At 57.0% G+C, this 18,850-nt stretch carries 12 protein-coding genes; 4 read left to right on the top strand and 8 right to left on the bottom strand.

Annotated elements, in window-relative coordinates; all coding sequences use genetic code 11:
- Positions 1-350: 350 nt before the first annotated feature.
- The 3 genes from KR51_RS04505 (at position 351) to KR51_RS04495 (ending at position 4,472) form a co-directional block, all read left to right on the top strand.
- Positions 351-1,250 (top strand): hypothetical protein, encoded by a 900-nt coding sequence (locus KR51_RS04505; RefSeq protein WP_022605304.1) that lies wholly within the window; start codon positions 351-353, stop codon positions 1,248-1,250.
- A 931-nt stretch (positions 1,251-2,181) separates the two neighbouring features.
- Positions 2,182-3,402, top strand: a complete 1,221-nt coding sequence (gene chlP / locus KR51_RS04500; protein WP_040655159.1) for a geranylgeranyl reductase — start codon at positions 2,182-2,184, stop codon at positions 3,400-3,402.
- A 200-nt stretch (positions 3,403-3,602) separates the two neighbouring features.
- A complete protein-coding gene (locus KR51_RS04495; protein ID WP_022605298.1) occupies positions 3,603-4,472 on the top strand; it encodes a YihY/virulence factor BrkB family protein in 870 nt (289 codons plus the stop codon).
- Positions 4,473-4,616: 144 nt separating this feature from the next.
- Here KR51_RS04495 and KR51_RS04490 read toward each other — a convergent pair whose 3' ends face one another.
- The gene (locus tag KR51_RS04490) at positions 4,617-4,901 is read right to left on the bottom strand and encodes a gamma-glutamylcyclotransferase family protein (protein WP_051358072.1); all 285 of its coding nucleotides are present in this window, start codon (positions 4,899-4,901) and stop codon (positions 4,617-4,619) included.
- Between the two features lie 1,008 nt (positions 4,902-5,909).
- On the opposite strand from KR51_RS04490, the gene KR51_RS04485 reads away from it, so the two are divergent.
- The gene (locus KR51_RS04485) at positions 5,910-7,649 is read left to right on the top strand and encodes an ABC transporter ATP-binding protein (protein WP_269634877.1); all 1,740 of its coding nucleotides are present in this window, start codon (positions 5,910-5,912) and stop codon (positions 7,647-7,649) included.
- A gap of 58 nt (positions 7,650-7,707) precedes the next feature.
- On the opposite strand, the gene der is transcribed toward KR51_RS04485, so the two are convergent.
- The 7 genes from der to KR51_RS04450 form a co-directional block, all read right to left on the bottom strand.
- The gene (der, locus tag KR51_RS04480; protein WP_022605295.1) at positions 7,708-9,072 is read right to left on the bottom strand and encodes a ribosome biogenesis GTPase Der; all 1,365 of its coding nucleotides are present in this window, start codon (positions 9,070-9,072) and stop codon (positions 7,708-7,710) included.
- A 144-nt stretch (positions 9,073-9,216) separates the two neighbouring features.
- Positions 9,217-11,883: a DEAD/DEAH box helicase gene (locus KR51_RS04475; protein ID WP_022605293.1), complete on the bottom strand. Its 2,667-nt coding sequence runs from the start codon at positions 11,881-11,883 to the stop codon at positions 9,217-9,219.
- Between the two features lie 282 nt (positions 11,884-12,165).
- The gene (uppS, locus tag KR51_RS04470; RefSeq protein WP_022605291.1) at positions 12,166-12,939 is read right to left on the bottom strand and encodes a polyprenyl diphosphate synthase; all 774 of its coding nucleotides are present in this window, start codon (positions 12,937-12,939) and stop codon (positions 12,166-12,168) included.
- Positions 12,936-13,850: a diadenylate cyclase CdaA gene (gene cdaA / locus KR51_RS04465; RefSeq protein WP_022605289.1), complete on the bottom strand. Its 915-nt coding sequence runs from the start codon at positions 13,848-13,850 to the stop codon at positions 12,936-12,938. Before cdaA ends, uppS begins: the two co-directional genes overlap by 4 nt.
- Before the next feature lie 119 nt (positions 13,851-13,969).
- A complete protein-coding gene (lysA, locus tag KR51_RS04460) occupies positions 13,970-15,373 on the bottom strand; it encodes a diaminopimelate decarboxylase (protein ID WP_022605287.1) in 1,404 nt (467 codons plus the stop codon).
- A gap of 301 nt (positions 15,374-15,674) precedes the next feature.
- Positions 15,675-17,609 carry a S9 family peptidase gene (locus KR51_RS04455; protein ID WP_022605286.1) on the bottom strand — a complete coding sequence of 645 codons (1,935 nt, stop codon included), beginning with the start codon at positions 17,607-17,609 and terminating at the stop codon, positions 15,675-15,677.
- Positions 17,610-17,690: 81 nt separating this feature from the next.
- On the bottom strand, positions 17,691-18,548 hold the full coding sequence (locus KR51_RS04450; protein ID WP_022605284.1) for a M48 family metallopeptidase: 858 nt from the start codon (positions 18,546-18,548) through the stop codon (positions 17,691-17,693).
- Between the last annotated feature and the right edge of the window lie 302 nt (positions 18,549-18,850).

The following is an 18,850-nucleotide window of genomic DNA, read 5'->3' as shown; positions in this document are numbered from 1 at the left end:
CGCGGGGCTTCCCGTCTAAAAGCTAAACAACCCCCTACGGACCTTGCCGCAGGGGGTTTTCTTGTTAATGCTTACAGGAGGCGATTTGTCTGCTAAATCACCTCTTACAGCATCTAGTGGATATTAAGCAGAAAACCTTACATGGGGATAGACATCAATGAGGTGCTGGGATTTTTGCCCGACTGCGGGTTTCAGAGATATGCCAATCAGTCAAGGTGTTAACTTTTGTGAGTTGGACAACCCCTTTAGTGATATCGATTTATAATCCCAGAAAATAGAAAAAAAGACTCCTGTGTTACATGAAGTTCAAGGCTGCTGGGTTTATAAATTGAAGGGAAGGTGAAATTAGGATGAGTGTGTTCGGTCGACATAGGCGCAATGATGAATATTTCGATAGATACTGCGAGAGAATCGATAAAACCTTTGAAGAAGTCGATTTTATTAAAGATGAGATCAAATGTTTAAAACAATCCATCTCTCGAGCTCGCAACCAAGCCAATGTTTTCAGGAAAGCTCTGATTGCACTTATTTCACTTATATCCGTACTAACGGGGGTCGGAATCATGAAAATTTCCGACTTTAGCAATCATGTCATGAAATTCCTGTATACACCAGACTTTATCATTGATGAATTTACTGAGGACCGAAACTTTGAGATCGATGTCCATGCAATAGCTCAAAAAGATAAGAATATCCATGAAGACATATTAGCGCTGACAGATCCTTGGAATGCAGAGCATTACAGTTCTTTTGCTAGTCGCGGTGAGGTCGAGCACGGGGAAAGCTATCTCCTGCAAGCACTTCGCAGACAGAACTCTGAAGCTGTAAATGCCGTGCTGACAGATGACAGGTTAGCATTAGCTAATCCAAATTTCTTCACTAGGTCATTTAACGGAGTACGAATTATGGTAGACATCGAGCTACTCGGGGTTTCAGGACCTCCAGATAAGTGCGCTGGTTCTATAATTAAACCGACTGATAATGCTGTTATATTTGTCCGTTCGTCGAAAAATTCAAATAAGGAGAAAATCATCGACTGTAAAGGTCCCACGAGACCTAACATTACGGTCGTTCTAGCCGCCGACACGCCAATGGGAGGCTTTAGCGGTCCATACATGCTAGTTGGCGTTAATGAAGTGGACAAGCCAATAAAGCCGACTGTCAGAGTCACCAAAAAGGTTGCAGAAGAACTTGGCTTTCAAGGCGATTTTCGAGTTAGTGGCACATTGGAAATTAACAGCGGGTACTAAGCCATGAAATTAAATCTTCCCTCTGTCCTCTTGTTTGCTGTTTCTGTTGAACTGTCGCAGTTTCCTGGGTGCGATTATCAAGAAGAGCGTGTAAGACCCCACTCTGGGGCAGTGCATGAAACGTGCTAAAACAGAACACGACAACGGTAAATGACGACCGACTGGAAACAGATCGCGGCAAGTCACCCCAAAAGAACGGGTAAAAACTCTCGCTCAAGCTCCCTGGAACTCGTTACCGGACAGATCGGTCGAGATCGAAGCTCGAGCCCAACCTCCCAACCCTCCACTTTCCTGCCCGGTTGGAATAACCACGAAACCGAGAAGGAGCTAGTTTAACTAATGCTCCTCAAATGGGGGAATCTCGGCATAGAGTCCCTTTTTAACTATCTATATTGCTTATTGGTATCATTTTGTCCAAGTAAGGCGGTGTTTTTTACCGATCGTCAGCTAATGCTTTTAACATTTTTTGAGAAATCGAACCAACTTCAGCCACGGTCGAAGCTCAACAAAGGAGGCAGTCTAGTAATTTGATCTGCTACTTACTTGTTGCGTTTCCACTGGGATCTCCTCCTCACCGCGTTAGTTAGGATGGCCGCCCGCGCATGCGAATGCACTAGTCCACGCACGCGGCTTACCTGCGGACAGGTCTAAACGTATTGTTACTTCGGCTACAGTTCCATCCGGGATCGCAACTATGACTTATGAGTTCTCATGGATTGCAATTAGCTGGAACGCAGGTCCTCGTCGAGACGAGTGCCAAGCTTGCGCGATCGCGAGGGTTTAAGACTCTAGGAATATTAAGTTCTTTCCGCAGTCTTGTTAACGTCTGTTTCAAATTCACCGACGATCTACGCAGCAAGCCAAGCCGGCAAGTGGCACGCGATAAAATGCCTTTCGAGTAGAGTCGCGCAACGCATTGGGAGAGAAGGCCTTGGTATTGAGGGTTGCTGTGGTCGGTTCGGGTCCTGCTGGATCCTCCGCTGCCGAAACGCTGGTGAAGGCGGGGATCGAAACGTATCTATTCGAGCGCAAGCTCGACAATGCAAAACCGTGCGGCGGTGCCATTCCGCTGTGCATGGTCTCGGAATTCGAATTGCCGCCAGAGATCGTCGATCGCCGCGTTCGCAAGATGAAGATGATCTCTCCTTCTAACGTTGAGGTCGACATCAATCTCATCAACGAGGGCGAATATATCGGCATGTGCCGCCGCGAAGTGCTCGATGGCTTCTTGCGCCAGCGCGCCGCGCGGTTGGGGGCTCAGCTCATAAATGGGACGGTGTACGCGCTGGAGTTGCCACAGACGAGTGGCGCGCCCTACACACTTCACTATGCCGATCATTCGAATGGCAACTCCGTCGGCGAGAACAAATCTCTGCAAGTCGATCTCGTCATCGGAGCCGATGGTGCGAATTCTCGCGTGGCTAAGGCTATCGAAGCTGGCGATTATAATTACGCGATCGCTTTCCAAGAGCGCATCCGCCTGCCAGCCGACAAAATGGCTTACTACCAAGATTTAGCCGAAATGTATGTCGGCGACGACGTTTCGCCCGACTTTTACGCCTGGGTGTTTCCCAAATACGACCACGTGGCGGTCGGAACGGGCACGATGAAGGTCAACAAAATGCGTATCAAAGACTTGCAGGCGGGCATTCGCGCGCGTGCGGCGGAGCGCATTGCCGGCGGTCAAATTATTAAGGTAGAAGCGCATCCAATTCCCGAGCACCCGCGTCCGGTTCGCGTTCGCGGTCGAGTAGCGCTGGTGGGCGACGCAGCCGGCACCGTTACCAAGTCTTCGGGTGAGGGGATCTACTTTGCAGCGAAATCTGCTCGGATGTGTGCCGAAACGATTGTCGAAACCTCCAATTCCGGTCAGCGTATACCGAGCGAGGCAGATCTCAAGCTTTACCTCAAGCGGTGGGACAAGCGCTATGGAACCACCTATCTGGTGCTAGATTTGCTTCAGCGCGTGTTTTACCGCTCGGACGCGACACGCGAGGCATTTGTCGAAATGTGCTCGGATAAAGACGTCCAACGTCTGACGTTCGACAGCTACTTGTACAAAACCGTAGTGCCAGCAAATCCTCTGGTGCAGATGAAGATTACGGCTAAAACGTTCGGCAGCCTGCTGCGCGGTCACGCCCTGGCTCCGTAATTCATCTCTCGCAATCTACATTGCCCGCTGTGGGTGGATTCGGCGATCTCGTCCATTCTTCTTACGTGCATGCCGAATCCGCTCGTCTGTATCAATAGCTCCTGATGGAGTGCATGCATGGTGGATGTTTGCACTGGCAGTTTAGTCTGTAGGGATGTTGGGAATAGAATTAATCCAGCTGTTTGACCGGGAGCATCATCGTGGTCAGTCCGAGACTCCTTTTCCGCTTGCTCAAAGCGACTGTCTCTGAGTGGGTGGACGATAAAGCATCTCGTTTGGCGGCCGCCCTCGCTTACTACACCCTGTTCTCGCTCGCTCCGCTGCTGGTAATCGCCGTCGCAGTTGCCGGGGCGTTTTTTGGCAAAAGTGTTGCCGAAGGCGAGTTGTTCGCACAGCTCGAGGCCGCGATCGGCCCGAAAGGAGCGCAGTTTGTCGAGACAGCTGTGGCAAACGCCAGTCGTCCGGATCTCAGTAGTATCGCCTCAACCCTCAGCGTACTAGTTTTACTGTTTGGCGCGTCGAGCGTGTGCTCGCAACTTCAAGACGCACTAAATGAAATTTGGGATGTGGACACTGCCGCAAGCGGGGTAGTGAGAAGCTTCCTGATGAAACGGTTGTTTGCCTTCGTGATGGTACTCGGGATCGGCTTCTTTCTAATGCTGTCAATGGTTTCAAGTACTGTATTGGCAGCGGTTAGCAAGTTCGAGCTCATTCCGTTTCCGGCTGTATGGCAGTGGGTGTCGTTTGGCATTTCATTTAGCATCGTCACGCTGCTCTTCGCCACAATTTACAAGTTCGTACCCGATACCAAGATTGCGTGGAGCGACGTATGGATTGGTGCGTTGTTTACGGCCGGACTGTTCGCGATCGGTCGGGGACTACTGGGTTTTTATCTCGGTCGAGGCAGTTTTAGCTCGCCATACGGTGCAGCTGGGTCGCTCATCGTTTTCCTAGCCTGGATATATTACTCTGCACAAATATTCTTATTTGGTGCCGAGTTCACGGAGGTTTACGCGCGACTCTGCGGTTCGTTACGAGGTCATGCAATTGAGTCCGGCAAACGCAGCTAGCGGTCTGAATACCCCGACTCTTCAATCTCGTTCGAGCGGGCCGCTCCACCATCCTGAGGATAGATAAGTGCCGCCCAGGGCGCGGACCGCGTCTGCGGTCATGAAATAGCACCAAGACCAAGCGATCGCTTTCCCACTGGCGGTTTAAACCTTTACGAGTTTGCGGTAGTAATCGTTGGCAGTTGGCAAGCCGTCAGGATTGCACCCTTCGAGTTCGTCGAGGTCGGCCAGGCTGGTTGGGTGCGCAAAAGCGAGCAGGTAGCCTTCGATGCGCCCCCCTGCTGCAATTGCAGCAGGGTAGCCGAGGGGCAAGTCGTAAAGCTGCCCGATGATGTGGGCACGGCCAACCACGATCGCCTTCCCGGCACAGTAAGTTGCGTAGTTAGCACCTCCGGGTTTGAGCGTGCCATAGACAAAAACGTGTAGCACGGGTAGGGTCGCGCTTAGTAATCTACAAGTGGTGGTGGGGCGCAGCCAAGTTAGGGCATGGCTTACAGACAATTTTGGCTAACATAATTGTTTGGGAAATGTAGCACCCTATCTAGGGCTTGCTGAAAAAGTCCACAAAGTGAATTTAGGGGACAGAGAGCTCATGAAATCAGGCTTTCGCCATCTAGATCCAGATTTTCGCCCCTAGATCTCGGCTCAAGTGCAAGGGTTTTGAGGCACTAGCAACCATAACCTTGCACTTCTCTGATGCAAAAAACGCTGGAACCTTTTCGATGAAACAATTCCAGCCTTTTTCAGCAAGCCCTATCTAGGTTGCTTATAACAGTTTTTTGCCATACCCCTTCTCCTTTGTCAGGTGCGCATCACATTCTAAGAAGATAATTCCGCACCGGCGTGAAAAGACTCCTCGCAGTGCGCTAGAAACTAGCTAGTGTGGGGGACATAGACTGTTTCCGCTCAGGCGGCTTCCGTGTTTTCTCCAAAGAAGGTGATGCGACCCCTTTTGGCAAGCCTACAAAATGTGATGTCTAGTCACCAACATTGTCCGGTTGGGAAAGAAGCTGGGAAAACCAACCAGGTCAAACGCCTTCACAATACCTGGCGGCAGCGGGTCTCTAGACCGATCGGGAAGAGCCTATCTTTTTCTAGGAAGTCGTAAACCAAAATTGATGCCATTAAGCACTTAGTACATGCCTATAATGCATTGATTCTAAGAGTTTTAACCTATACCACTACTCATAAACCACTGTGCTCTCGCGAATCTCAATGAGGGTGACGATACTCATCAGAGTTTCTCTAAGTCGCTATTGCGATTAACCAGCAATCGTCACTCACTTTTTTCAGCTCGCCATTGTAGCAACTTGCGTCGATCCGCTCGTTCACAACCATACGCAAAGAAGCACGTTTTGACGCACTCGCCAACCCGCCCGTACTCGGCTGGCGAGCGTTAGCGCGCGCGATGTGTTCTCATAGGGTGAACGATCCGTATTGCCTGTAGCTCCAAGCTCGATTTTTGTGACGTATCTGCAACTGCTCCCGTTTCTGCGCCCGCAAGCTTGGGCGATCGCCAAAGCACTAGCCTGTACGATGGCATTTGTTGCTTTCTGGCCGGTGCTGGCGTGGCTGGCCGGTCCGATCGCCAAGGCGGTTGGTGAAGGAAATGTAAGCGAGAGCGGGCGGCTGGCCGGAATTGCCTTGGGGATATTCTTAGCGCAGAAGATCGCGCAGTTCGGTCAAGATGCGCTGATGGCTGAAGCGGCTCTGGCGATCGCTTATGACATTCGGCAGACCACCTTCGCACATTTGCAACGACTGAGCCTGGATTACTTCGCAACTGCAAAAACCGGCGACCTTTCCTATCGTCTTACGGAAGACGTGGATCGCATCGGCGAGGTTGTGAACAAGTTCTTCCAACAGTTCCTGCCGAGCGTGCTGCAGTTGCTGGCAGTATTCGCGTTCGTTGTTGTCCTGAACTGGCAGCTTACAGTCGCGCTGGCGATCCTCGCACCCATGATGGGCTTGCTGATTGCGTGGTTTGGCGAGCAGATACAGAAGTTCTCGCGGCGCGGGCAAAATCGCATTTCAGATCTATCGGCGCTGCTGACCGAAGTCTTCGGCGAGATTCGCCTAGTGCAAGCCTTTGCTGCCGAGGATTTCTTGTTAGGGCGCTTTCGACGTGCCGCCGAAACCAACCGCCAGGCGCGCTACGCAGCCGAACGCCTGAAAGCTATTCAGTTCCCGGTCGTGGGATTTTTGGAAGCCACAAGCGTGCTGTTGCTCTTCTTGGTCGGCAGTTGGCAAATCGGACGCGGCAATCTATCGAGCAGCGAGTTTATCAGCTACGGTGCCGCCATGCTAATGCTGGTCGATCCGATCGCCATTACTACCAGCAATTACAACGAATTCAAGCAGGGTGAAGCATCGGTCGCGCGCATCTTCGAGTTGCTGGCAATGAAACCCTCCGTCCGCGATCGCCCGAATGCCGAACCGCTGCCGCCGGTTTCGGGAAAGGTCGAGTTCCGTAACGTGAGCTTCGGCTATTGGCCGGACCTGCCAGTGGTTCAAAACTTGAACTTCCTCGTACATCCCGGCGAGACCGTGGCGCTGGTGGGACCCTCCGGCGCGGGCAAAACAACACTGATGAACCTGTTGTTTCGGTTCTACGATCCCCAGTCTGGCGCGATCTACATCGACGGCACTGATATCCGAACTGTCACACTCTGGAGCTTGCGACGCCAGCTGGCGATCGTCCCCCAAGAAACGACGCTCTTCTCCGGCACGATCGCCGAGAATATTGCCTTTGCACGCAACTGTTCCCTCGACGCGATCGCGGCCGCGGCCCGGACGGCCAACGCCCACCAGTTCGTCACCCAACTATCGCAGGGCTACCACACTTATGTCGGCGAGCGGGGTCTCTCTCTCTCTGGCGGCCAGCGCCAGCGGGTGGCGATCGCCCGTGCCGTGCTGTCGAACCCGCGCGTGCTCGTGCTCGACGAAGCCACATCGGCCCTCGACACCGAGTCGGAAGCACTCGTGCGCGAGGCAGTCGAGCGGATCGCGCGCGAGCGAACGGTATTTGTCATCGCCCACCGCTTGACCACCGTTCGCCGCGCCGATCGTATCGTCGTCCTCGAAGGCGGTCGCATCGTGGAAGTTGGGACTCACGACGAACTGCTCGCTCGCTCCGGTCGCTATGCCCAGATCTACGCGCGTCAATTCGCAGATTAGTTCACAGTTAACCCTGCGTTAATTCTTACTGCTGTAGTTCAAGATGGCAACGCTCAGCTCAAACCTTGGTGGCGCGATTGGCCGAACTGGGTTCGGCTTCGCGCGCGCGCTTGCCGCGCCAGATCAAACGTAGGGGCGTACCGGTAAACCCCAGCTGTTCGCGAAACTGGCGCTCGATATAGCGGCGGTAATCGTCCTTAAAACGCAGCGGATCGTTGACAAAGAGCGCGATCGTCGGCGGCTGGCTGCTGACTTGCGTGCCGTAGTAAATCTTGCCTTGACGGCCTTGGCGGTTCGTTGGCGGCGTATACCAGCTCGTTGCTTCCTGCAGTACTTCGTTGATCGTGGCAGTTGAAACGCGGCGGCGGTGCTCGGCAGCAGCGACGTCTACCAGATCGAGAATTTTGCCAACCCGCTGCCCCGATTGCGCGCTCGCGAAGATTGCTTCCGCCCAATCCATGAAATGCAGCCGCGCGCGAATCTCTCGTTCGAAGGTATAGATCGTGTTGGAGTCTTTTTCGATCGCATCCCACTTGTTCAGGACCAATACGGCAGCACGCCCGTCGTCTTTAATGCGACCGGCAAGTTTAAGATCTTGGTCGGTCACGCCATCGATCGCGTCCAAGACCAAGAGCACCACATCAGCACGGCGGATGGCTTTAAAGGCTCGCCCGACGCCGAAGAATTCCGGTCCGTAGTCGACGTTCTTTTTCTTGCGAATCCCGGCCGTGTCGATGATGCGATAGCTTTGTCCGTTGCGCTCCACTGTCCAATCCACGGCATCGCGCGTCGTGCCCGAGATCGGACTGACGATCGCGCGCGTCATGCCCGATAGCGCGTTCAGCAAACTGGATTTGCCCACATTCGGTCGCCCGACGATCGCCACGCGAATTTCCTCGCGCTCGTCGAGGGACTCCACGGGCGGCAAGTGCGGTAACACCGCATCGAGGAGATCGCCCGTACCCGTGCCGTGAATGCCCGACACCGCAAAGGGTTCCCCCAAGCCCAGTTCCCAAAACTGCGCGGCCTGCAGCGCGCCGCGATCGGGTGCCTCGCATTTGTTGACGGCTAAAAACACGGGCACCGACTGGCGGCGAAGCCAATCGGCAATTTCAATGTCGCCGGCCGTGACACCCAATTGGCCGTCCACGACAAAAACAGCCGCACTGGCTTCGGCTAGGGCTACGGCTGCCTGTTCGCGAATCAGGGGCAAGAACTCGGTGTCGTCGTCGAAGACCAAGCCGCCCGTATCAACCACCAGGAAATCGCGATCGCGCCAAAAAGCAGGTTGGTATAGGCGATCGCGCGTGATACCGGGCATGTCGTGAACGATCGCCTCCCGGCTGCCGGTTAGCTTATTGACGAGCGTGGATTTACCGACATTGGGGCGACCGAGGATCGCCACGATAGGCAGTTGAGGCATGGGTCTTAGGGATGCGGAGTTCGGGAAGTCCTTGATTCGTCGCTCGGCACGAGCGCGAATCTCGACGGGCGATCGCGGATAGCTTGTCGGCCGAGACGCAACCAAGTCCCGAGGGGTAGCGGTTCGGTGGGCGAACAGGCCGCCCTAATCTTCGACCGGAAAACGCTTCATTGCGGCGAGGGCGTCGGACGCAGTGCGGCACGTGCTCTCGCTCAAATGCGGCACGTGGGGAATCTGCGACAAGATATCCATTGTACGCCGCAGCATGCGGACGATGTCGCCTTCGTCAAGGGTCGTGCCGTCACACAAATCAACCCAGTCGATTCCGCGCACCCAGGCTTCGATTATGCCGATCGATCCGTACTCAAGCCATATCGGAATCGCGACTTTATTGCGATGCTGTACCTGAAATAACAGGCGGCGCGGTCGCCGCAAAGCATCCAGCGCGTCGAGAGTAAAAGGCGATGGCTCGAAATTGGTGTTGCTATCCGGGCGGGGCGGCTCGCTGACTAAGGCACAAACGGTAGCAGCAAGTTGGTGCCCGTCCAAAGCAGCGCAGGCATCGCTCCCGAGCGCCAGCGCCAGCCACAACTCGTTGTCGGCGCGGATCGCCGCAGCCATCCGTCCGAGTGCTGTAGGCGTATCGCCGTCGAGGGCTTCAAAGTCGCGCAATACATCGCAGATGTTAAGAAACTCTTGCCAGTGCTGCGAGCGATGTTCGCGGGTTTTGGCGTTACGCTCGGCCAGCTCTTCGCGCAAAGCAATCCGCCGATAGTAATGCTTGATGAGGCGACCGGGTTTACCCCACTGGTGCAGTGGATGCACGTCCAGTTGCGCCTGTAGGCTGCCTATTTTATCTTGCTGGGCGGCTACCTCTGGTGCAATTGGCGGGTCGGTCGCGCGCGCCGCGATCGCTGCTGCTGCGGGAGCCGACCGGTCGTCGCCGGCAGCATGCCGTCCGGGAGCGAGCACGAAATCGTCCGGCGATCGCAACCCCTCCACCTCTGAGGGCGCGATCGTGGTGTCGGCAATGCCGGTAATGTCATCGCGAGCGGCAACGTACCAGTAGTTATCGGCTCCCAAACATAACAGGTTGTCTGCAGGACTTGCCGGGAGGCGATCGCACACCGCTGCTGCTACCGCATCGGTCAGGGCAATATGCGGGCCTTTGAGGTAGACGATATCCCCAGGGGCGATGTGCTCTAGGGCTAGTTGAATCGCCGGAGCGCGCGTCTCGCGCGCTTGCTGGTGGAGGTATTTGGCAATGCGCTTTTCTTCGCGTAAGCGGGCGTGGAGCTTCTCGAAATGGAAAATATGCTCTGTTTGAATCGGCGCGAGTTCGATATCGAGGCGAGCAAGTTCTTGGCTGCGCCCGGCGATCGCCTGCTGCTCGGGAGCGAGCTTCAGCGTCGCCAAGTACTGCGCGAAGCTGCGTTCGAGCAAATCCTTGGCTTCCGCCATCGTGTGTGTCTGCAGCAAGTTCAAGACCATACCGTAAGTTGGCGTGAACTGACTGACTAACGGGTCGGACGTTTTAGTTGCCAAAAAGGCGGCTTCCTTTGCACCTTCGAAGCGCGTCTGCACGCACACCACATGACCGGTCGGGTCCATGCCGCGCCGTCCCGCCCGCCCAGACATCTGCAGGAACTCCGAAGCGCGCAACATGCGGTGTCCGCGATCGGTTCGCTTCGACATCGAGGAGATTGCTGTCGTCCGGGCGGGCATGTTAATGCCGGCAGCTAGGGTCTCCGTTGCAAAGACCACCTTGACCAACCCGGCGGAAAATAATTCTTCAACCAAGCCTTTCCAAGCTGGTAAAATTCCGGCATGGTGGGCGGCAATTCCCCGCGTCAGCGGCTCGGCTTGACCGGCACGGGCACCTTCTGGATGCTCGCGGAGAAAGTTTTCCAGCCGCTGCTGCAGGATCTGAGCTTCCTCAATGGTCACTAGTGATGTGCTGCCGAGCTGTCGGACTGCCTCGTCGCAGCCGCGCCGGCTGAAGATGAAATAAATTGCTGGGAGCATATCGCGGGACTGCAGCCGCTCGACCACCTCGGCTATGCCCGGGCAGTCGTCGCGTCGCTCGCGACGTCGCTTGTCGCCTCGGCGTGGGGGTTTCTTCTCCCGCAAGCGCGGGTTGATCTTCTGCCCCTCGGGGTCGAGCAGCGGAAACAAGCCTTTAAGATTACAGAAGTGAAACTGCAGCGGTACCGGACGGAAATCCGATTCGATCAGCTCCGTCGGACCGTGAACGCGCGCGATCCAGTCGGTTAGCTGGTCGGCATTGGCGATCGTTGCCGAAAGTGCTATCAGTTGAATTGCCGGCGGACAGTAAACGATCGACTCCTCCCAAACCGTTCCGCGGCTGGGATCGTTCATGTAGTGGCACTCATCGAGGACTAAGGCTTCCACCCCTTCGAGAGATACGCCCACCTGTCCGATCCGCGTGCCATAAAGCATGTTGCGGAATACTTCTGTGGTCATGACCACAATCGCCGCGTCGCGCTCGATCGACGTGTCGCCCGTCAGCAATCCCACCTGCTCGGCACCGAATGCGGCTTGGAAGTCGCGCCACTTTTGATTGGATAACGCTTTCAGCGGCGTGGTGTAAAACACGCGCTTGCCGCGAGCAAGGGCGCGATGGATAGCGTATTCGCCCACCAGCGTCTTTCCCGAGCCCGTCGGTACGCTGACGACAGCAGACTTGCCCGCGTCGATCGCCGAGATTGCTTGAAGCTGGAACGGGTCGAGTTGAAAGGGAAAAAGCTGCTCGACATTCAATGCGGGCGCGGGCGGCAAATCATTTACCATCGCGATTTTCCTGGCGATCGCGCGTCGGTGAGGGCTGGGGCAATCTGAAAACGACTACCCGGCCGCGCGGGCCTTGTGCTGCGGGTCTTGCGAATATACATTGCTTTTCATTGTAAGCCTGGTAAGCCTGCTATCTCAGCCTGCCAGGGTCTGGTTCGCAGGTCCGTCAGCTGCCCGTGGGTCCAAAGTTTTGGATCGTTTGAACGACTTCTGTAAGTCGGAGTAAGGGGTTGGCAACTGCACGATCGCGTCTCGGGTTGCGAGCGGGCGAACGCCCTGCGCTCATGTCGGCGGAGACTGGCTGGGCTGGAGCTTGCCAAATCGGCGATCGCGTCGTTGATAAGCGCGTAAGGCTGAGTGGAAGGCCGCGCGGTTGAAGTCCGGCCAGAACGTTTCGGTTACGTAAATTTCGGCGTAGGCTAGCTGCCAAAGCATGAAATTGCTGATTCGCAGTTCTCCGCTCGTGCGGATCAGTAGATCCGGATGGCTCGTACCGGTGGTGTACAAATAGCGCTCGAATAAATTCTCGTCTATATCATCTGGCGCAACGTGCCCTTGCTCGACAGCCCGCGCGATCGCCCGACATGCCTGAACGATTTCTTGTCTGCCGCCGTAGTTGGTTGCAACGGTAAAACGAGTGCCGCTATTATCCTGCGTTGCATCCATCGCCTCAGCAATTTCCGATTGGAGCGATGCGGGAAGGGCAGCTAAGTTGCCGACGAAGCGTATGCAGACGTTCTCGCGCATCATTTCCGCGCGCTCGCGACGCAGCACCTGTTCGAACAGCGCCATCAAAAACTCCACTTCAGCGAGGGGACGTCCCCAGTTTTCAGTGGAAAAAGCATATGCAGTCAGCGCCGGAATACCCCAATCGCGACAGCAGCGCAGCAGGTCCTTCAGCGCCACAACGCCCTTGCGATGTCCGAGCGCACGCGGCAGACCGCGTTGCAGTGCCCAACGTCCGTTCCCGTCCATAATCGTCGCCACGTGCTGTGGCAGGCGACTGGGGTCCAAATCTGACGGGAGCTGTTGCAGTGTCCTCGACTCGGCGGTCATTTCTTTTCGTGAGAGGTCGGCGGTAGGAGCCGGAGCAAGCGCTCGAGCAGTGCTTGCCCCTGACGACTCAAGCGACCCAAGCCGGGAGCCACGGACTCAAGCTCGACCGCAGGTGTAAACCTCAGGGCGAGCAATTCCTCTAGCTTACCCCGAGTCAGCGGGCGGTTTAGATTGCCGCGCTCGGCTAGGGAAATCGATCCCGTCTCCTCTGATACCACAATACAGAGACAATTGGCGGAGCGTTCGGTAATTCCAATCGCAGCGCGGTGACGGGTGCCTAACTGCCGCGAGAGAACTTTCTCGGTAATGGGCAAGATTACCCCCGCTGCAGCAATACGCGAGCCGCGAATGAGCACCGCTCCATCGTGCAGTAAGGTTGTGGTTTGGAAAATTGTTTGGAGCAGTTCGGTCGAGATTTCGGCATTGAGCGGAACACCCGGATCGCTGAAGGCATGTGGTTCGAACGCTCCGCCAGTTTCGACAACGATCAGCGCCCCAATGCGATTTTGGGACAGATCTTTTACCGCATCGACGATTTCGCCGATCACATCGCTGGCACCTGTTGGGGTGCGCCGCGACGCCTGCATCCATTGCCAAAGCTCGCCGCGTCCGAGAAACTCGAGAAATTGCCGCAGCTCGGCCTGGAAAATCAAGGCGGCTGCGACGGTCAACCCGACGATTGCTTTCTCCAATACGAAGGGAAGGATCGTCAGCCCGAGAAAGTTACTGCCGATGAATCCCAGCAACAACAGCACCAGCATGAGTAAGAGCCCGCGTACGATCCAAAGCGTCGAGCGCTCCCCGATCGCGAGGAGCAACAAGAAGGCAAGGATGGTTACGAGCCCGATGTCGAGCGCGAAGAAGAACCAGACCGCAAAACTGGTGGTGTCGGCGGACCCCGACGGAGGCATGGGCGAAGTAGCTGGGGTGACTCGGATGCAGCGGGTGGCGCGCAGCGGTCTCGCCGAAAACTTGCCGAGACCTTGCCACAGTTCGATCTTACCCGGTTCTAGTGGATTCTTACCCGGTTCTAGTGGGTTCCGGGGGGCGATCGCGTCCCGAAAACCAAGCGATCGGGCAAGCGGTCCTGGCGGACGATGTCGTCGTAAGTCTCGCGCGCAACGATGATGTCGGCGCAGCCGTCACTAACAAGAACGGCCGCGGGGCGCGGCAGGCGATTGTAATTCGAAGCCATGCTGTAGCAGTATGCGCCAGTGGCGGCTAACACGAGCACGTCGCCGGGTTGGAGTGCGGGTAGGTAGGCGTCTTTAATCAGTATGTCGCCGGACTCGCAGTGCTTGCCAGCAACCGTTGCAGTTGCGGTTGCGGGAGCGGAAAGGCGGTTGGCAACGAGCGCGCGATAAACAGCCTGGTAAGTGATCGGACGCGCATTGTCCGACATGCCCCCGTCCACGGCCACGTAGGTGTGGATTCCGGGCACTTCTTTGCGACCGCCAACGGTGTAAGCCGTGACGCCGGCGGACCCGACGAGGGATCGCCCCGGCTCGCAGATCAGCTTGGGGAGCGGAAGCGATCGCGTCTCACAGGCAATCGCAACGGCGCCGGCGACAGCTTCGGTCCACTCGCGAATACTGGGCGGGTCGTCGGCTTCGGTGTAGCAGATACCCAGTCCGCCGCCGACGTTCAGCTCGCGCAAGGGCAGACCTGCATCGAGTCCGACCTGCAGCCAATCGGCTAGGACGCCTGCCAGATCTTGGTGCGGCTGGCGCTCGAAAATTTGCGAGCCGATGTGGGCGTGGATGCCGACGCAGTCGAGCGCGGGTTGCCGGGCAACGAAGGCGAATACATCGGGGATTTGGTTGGGGTCGAAGCCGAACTTGCTGTCGAGGTGACCGGTGCGGATGTATTCATGGGTGTGACACTCGATACCCGGCGTCAGGCGCAACATGACGCGGGTGGGCTGTTGCGGGTCGGCAAGTTTGGCAAGGGTTTCCAGCTCCAACCAATTATCTGCCACGACCGTACAGCCGCAGGCGATCGCTTCCTTGAGCTCCACCGCGGATTTGTTGTTGCCGTGGAAATAGATCGCGTCCGGGGTAATACCCGCTTGATGGGCGGAGTACAGCTCGCCGCCGGAGGCCACGTCAATTCCCAACCCTTCGCTGGCAGCGATCGCCGCGATCGCCGCGTTGCTCCATGCTTTGGAGGCGTAAATGACCAGCGACTCACCCGGATAGGTTGCCAAGCCATCGCGATACTGACGGCAAGCGGTGCGCAGGGTGTGCTCGTCGAGGACCAGTAGCGGCGAGCCGAAGCGGGCAACCAACTCGACGACGTCACAGCCGCCGATTGCAAGGCGATCGCGTTCGGTTGCACGCGCGGTGAGTGGCAGTAGGTGTTGGTTGGGCGCGGCATCGGCAGCGATCGCGGGCAGGTAGTTTAATGCAGAGCGAGCGGAATCGGCTGAAGGCATGGTGGTGGTTGAGGATGCGACGGTTGTGGCTGTTAAAGTGTCGTTGTGACTATTATGACTATGGCTATTTTGAGTAGTCGGAGTAAAGCTAACTTCAAGGCGTGCGTAACTCGCGACTTAGAGCGGTAACAATCGCAGGCAATCGCGCAACAATCGGGCGAGGTTTCCGGCTGAATCGGGCGCAATCGCGGACTTATCCTAGCGAGCGGCGACCCCCGATCGCGAGGGGTCGGACGTTCAATCGCGGGCGGTTCGACGGCGATCGCGTGAGTGTTTGGTACGATTGCTTCGATCTGAATTATCAGCCTAGATTGAGGATTTCCACGGGCTCGATCTCGTCAGCGGGCTCGAAGCCGAAGATGCGACTGTAGAAATAGAACTCGCCGTCGATCGCGCGCTTGATGGTCTCGGCACGACGGAAGCCGTGCTGCTCGCCTGCAAAGGCAATGTAGGCGACGGGAATACCGCGGTCTCTGAGGGCTGCGACCATCAACTCCGCTTGGTTGGGCGGTACGACCTTGTCTTCCAACCCTTGAAAGAAGATGACCGGGCACGAGAGGCGATCGGCGTGAAAAAGGGGCGATCGGGCGGTGTAAATGTCTTTATCCTCGGGATAGCGGCCGACCAACCCGTCGAGGTAGCGCGACTCGAACTTGTGAGTTTCCGTGGCGAGTATGGCCAGGTCGCTGACGCCGTAGCGACTGCACCCGGCTTTGAAAGTGTCGCGAAAGGTCAGGACCGCCAGAGTCGTGTATCCGCCCGCGCTGCCGCCCGCGATCGCTAGACGGTTGGGATCGGCGAGTCCGCGCTCGACTAAAGAGTCTGCGCCGGCGGCGCAGTCATCGAGATCGACAATACCCCAGCGTCCCTGAAGGCGCTCGCGATAAGCGCGACCGTAACCGGTGCTGCCGCGATAGTTAACATCCAAGACAGCGAAGCCGCGACTGGTCCAATATTGCAGCTTTAGGCTGAAGGTGGGCGCAGTAGCTGCTGTTGGACCGCCATGACTGTTGACTAATAGTGGCGGCCTCTCGCCTGCGGGTGCGGTGAAGTCGCGGTTGGAGGGCGGATAATACCAGGCGTGGGCGGTCTCGCCGTCGGTGGTGGGAAACGCGATCGCCTCGGGCACTGACAGGTAGCCGGGATCGATGACCAGTGAAGTCGCTTGCTTGAGGGTCGAGCGCTCGCCGGTGCCTAGGTTCAGTAACACGGCTGCCGTTGGCATATCGGGTGCGCCAGCAATGAAGACCGCACGATCGTTGGCGACGTGCAGGGAGCCAAGGTCGGTATAAGGTAAGTCTACGCGCAACAAGTGGCGGGTTAATAGGTTCAGCCGCGCGAGGTGCCACTTGCCATTTTGGGTGTAGGTGCAAAGCAGCTGCTCTGCCGAAATAAAGTCGTAGAGCGACAAGCCAAACACCCAGTGAGGATAGGCGAATTCGGCGTCGAGTTCGTAGAGTAATTCCGTACGGCCGTCGGTGTAGCGATAGAGGTTCCACCAGTTGCTGCGATCGCTGACGAAAAACAGCGAGCCGTCCGGCGACCACTTGGGATGGCAGACAGCGGCGCGCTCGTCACTACCAGCAACGCACGTGGCGGGTCCCAAGGAACCGTTGTCTTCGATCTTGGCGACCTGGAGGCGCGTGGCGTCCCAGGGCATTGCAGGATGGTTCCACTCGATCCAGGCCAGTCGAGTGCCATCGGGACTCAGGCAGGGCGAGGCATAGAAGTCGCAGCCGGTTGCTAATGGCGCGATCGCGCCGGTTGCCAGATCGATCGCCACAAGCGAGTTAATCGGCTCGGTGTTGGAGGGGTTGTGGTCTTCGCACACGCAGATCAGGCGGTCGCGGGTTCGATCCAGGACGAGTTCGGCGAAGCGGCAGGCATGCTCGGGAACGAGCGCCTGAGGTTCGGTGCCGGGTGCGTGGCGGTATAGGCGCTGGTCGTCGAAGTTTGCAAAATAGATCGTGCCGTCCGCGACTAAGAAAGCGCCGCCGCCATATTCGTGAACGCGAGTGCGAACGTTGAAGGGCGGCGGCGTGACGTCGGAGGTTTCGCCATCGGGAGTGCGGCGAACGAGGACGCTGCGACCGCGCTCGGTAGGACGGCCTTCGAGCCAATAGATGTCGTTGCCGTCGAGCGCGATCGCGGAGAGGCGGATCGCATCGGTGACAATCGCGTTGGAGTCGATGGGCGATTTCCAGGTGCCGTAGGGGGCAACGTGCGGAGCAGTCATGACAGCAGCGCCCCGAGAGGCGATCGCGCGACTTTCCCGCATTTTACCTGTCGGTTGCAGCTGGCAGTTCGAGTAACCGATTTACAGCAGCGAGGCAATCTGACGGCGGTGTGCGTTGCGATCTAGACCGTCGCCGCCGGAAGGTGTGGAACCGACTGCTGCTGCTAAGCGCGCGACGCGATCCCGGGTTAATGGGTGGGTACTGAGGAAGGCGGGACCGCCGTTACCCTGCGTCGCGAGCAGGGTTTGCATGAAGCTCACCATGGCTTCAGGAGCGTAGCCCGCGCGGGCGAGGTTGACGAGTCCCATTTTGTCGGCTTCGTATTCGTGGCGGCGGCTGTGGGGACGGCGAAGTGCAAGTTCGACGCCGATACCGACAAGTTGGTTGGTGTTGACGCCAGCTGTGGTTGCGACCCCTGAGGCGATCGCGGCTTCGCGCATCTGCTTGACAGCGTGGCGGTCGGCGACGTGGGCGATTTCGTGAGCGACGACGCTGGCGAGTTCGGCTTCGTTCTGGGCAGCTGCAATCAGGCCGGTGTTGACGTAGATGAAGCCGCCCATGGTGGCGAAGGCATTGATAGCAGGGTCTTCAACGACGCGGAAGCTGTAAGGAATGTCGGGACGCTCGCTGTAGGGGACGAGCCGCTGGCCGATGCGGTTGACGTAGTTGACCAGGCGGCGATCGCGGGACAGGCGTACCTGGGAACGAACCTGTTGGTCGATTTGGCGACCGAGAGCAATTTCTTGCTCGTCGGATAGCGAAGACATCTGGATGGCCTGGACCCCGCCGTTGACAAGACCGCGGATGACGTTATCGAAGATCCCTGCCTGGCTGGGTTGCGGAACGGCAGCCAGGGAGCCGAGCGCGATCGAGGCTGCCAGCAGGGGACCGGTCCAGCGGTGCTGCGTCTGTTTGCGTGCGGTCTGCGTTCCGATCATGGCTATTACTGGGTGAAATGCTTTGACGATCGGTCTGTCCGAACCCGAGCGGTACTAGGCGAGCACCGGCGGTCGGCTGTAGCAAGAGTACTGCATCGATCTCATTGTGGAAAACGACTCGCGATCTTGCATCGTTCAAACCCGAACACTTGCCTGCCCGCATTCGCAATAGCAATTGCTGAAAACTGCGATCGCCGATGCGATCGGTGTCTGAGGGGCAAAGCGGACGTGCAACCCTAGGGATACCCGATCCAGATAACGTTCCGACAAATGACGAACTAAGGCTTCGTCAAGTAAAATAG

Source organism: Rubidibacter lacunae KORDI 51-2, from assembly GCF_000473895.1.
GTDB classification, from domain to species: domain Bacteria; phylum Cyanobacteriota; class Cyanobacteriia; order Cyanobacteriales; family Rubidibacteraceae; genus Rubidibacter; species Rubidibacter lacunae.
The sequence above is the reverse complement of the archived record's forward strand: the minus strand, read 5'-3'. Positions and strand labels throughout refer to the sequence as shown.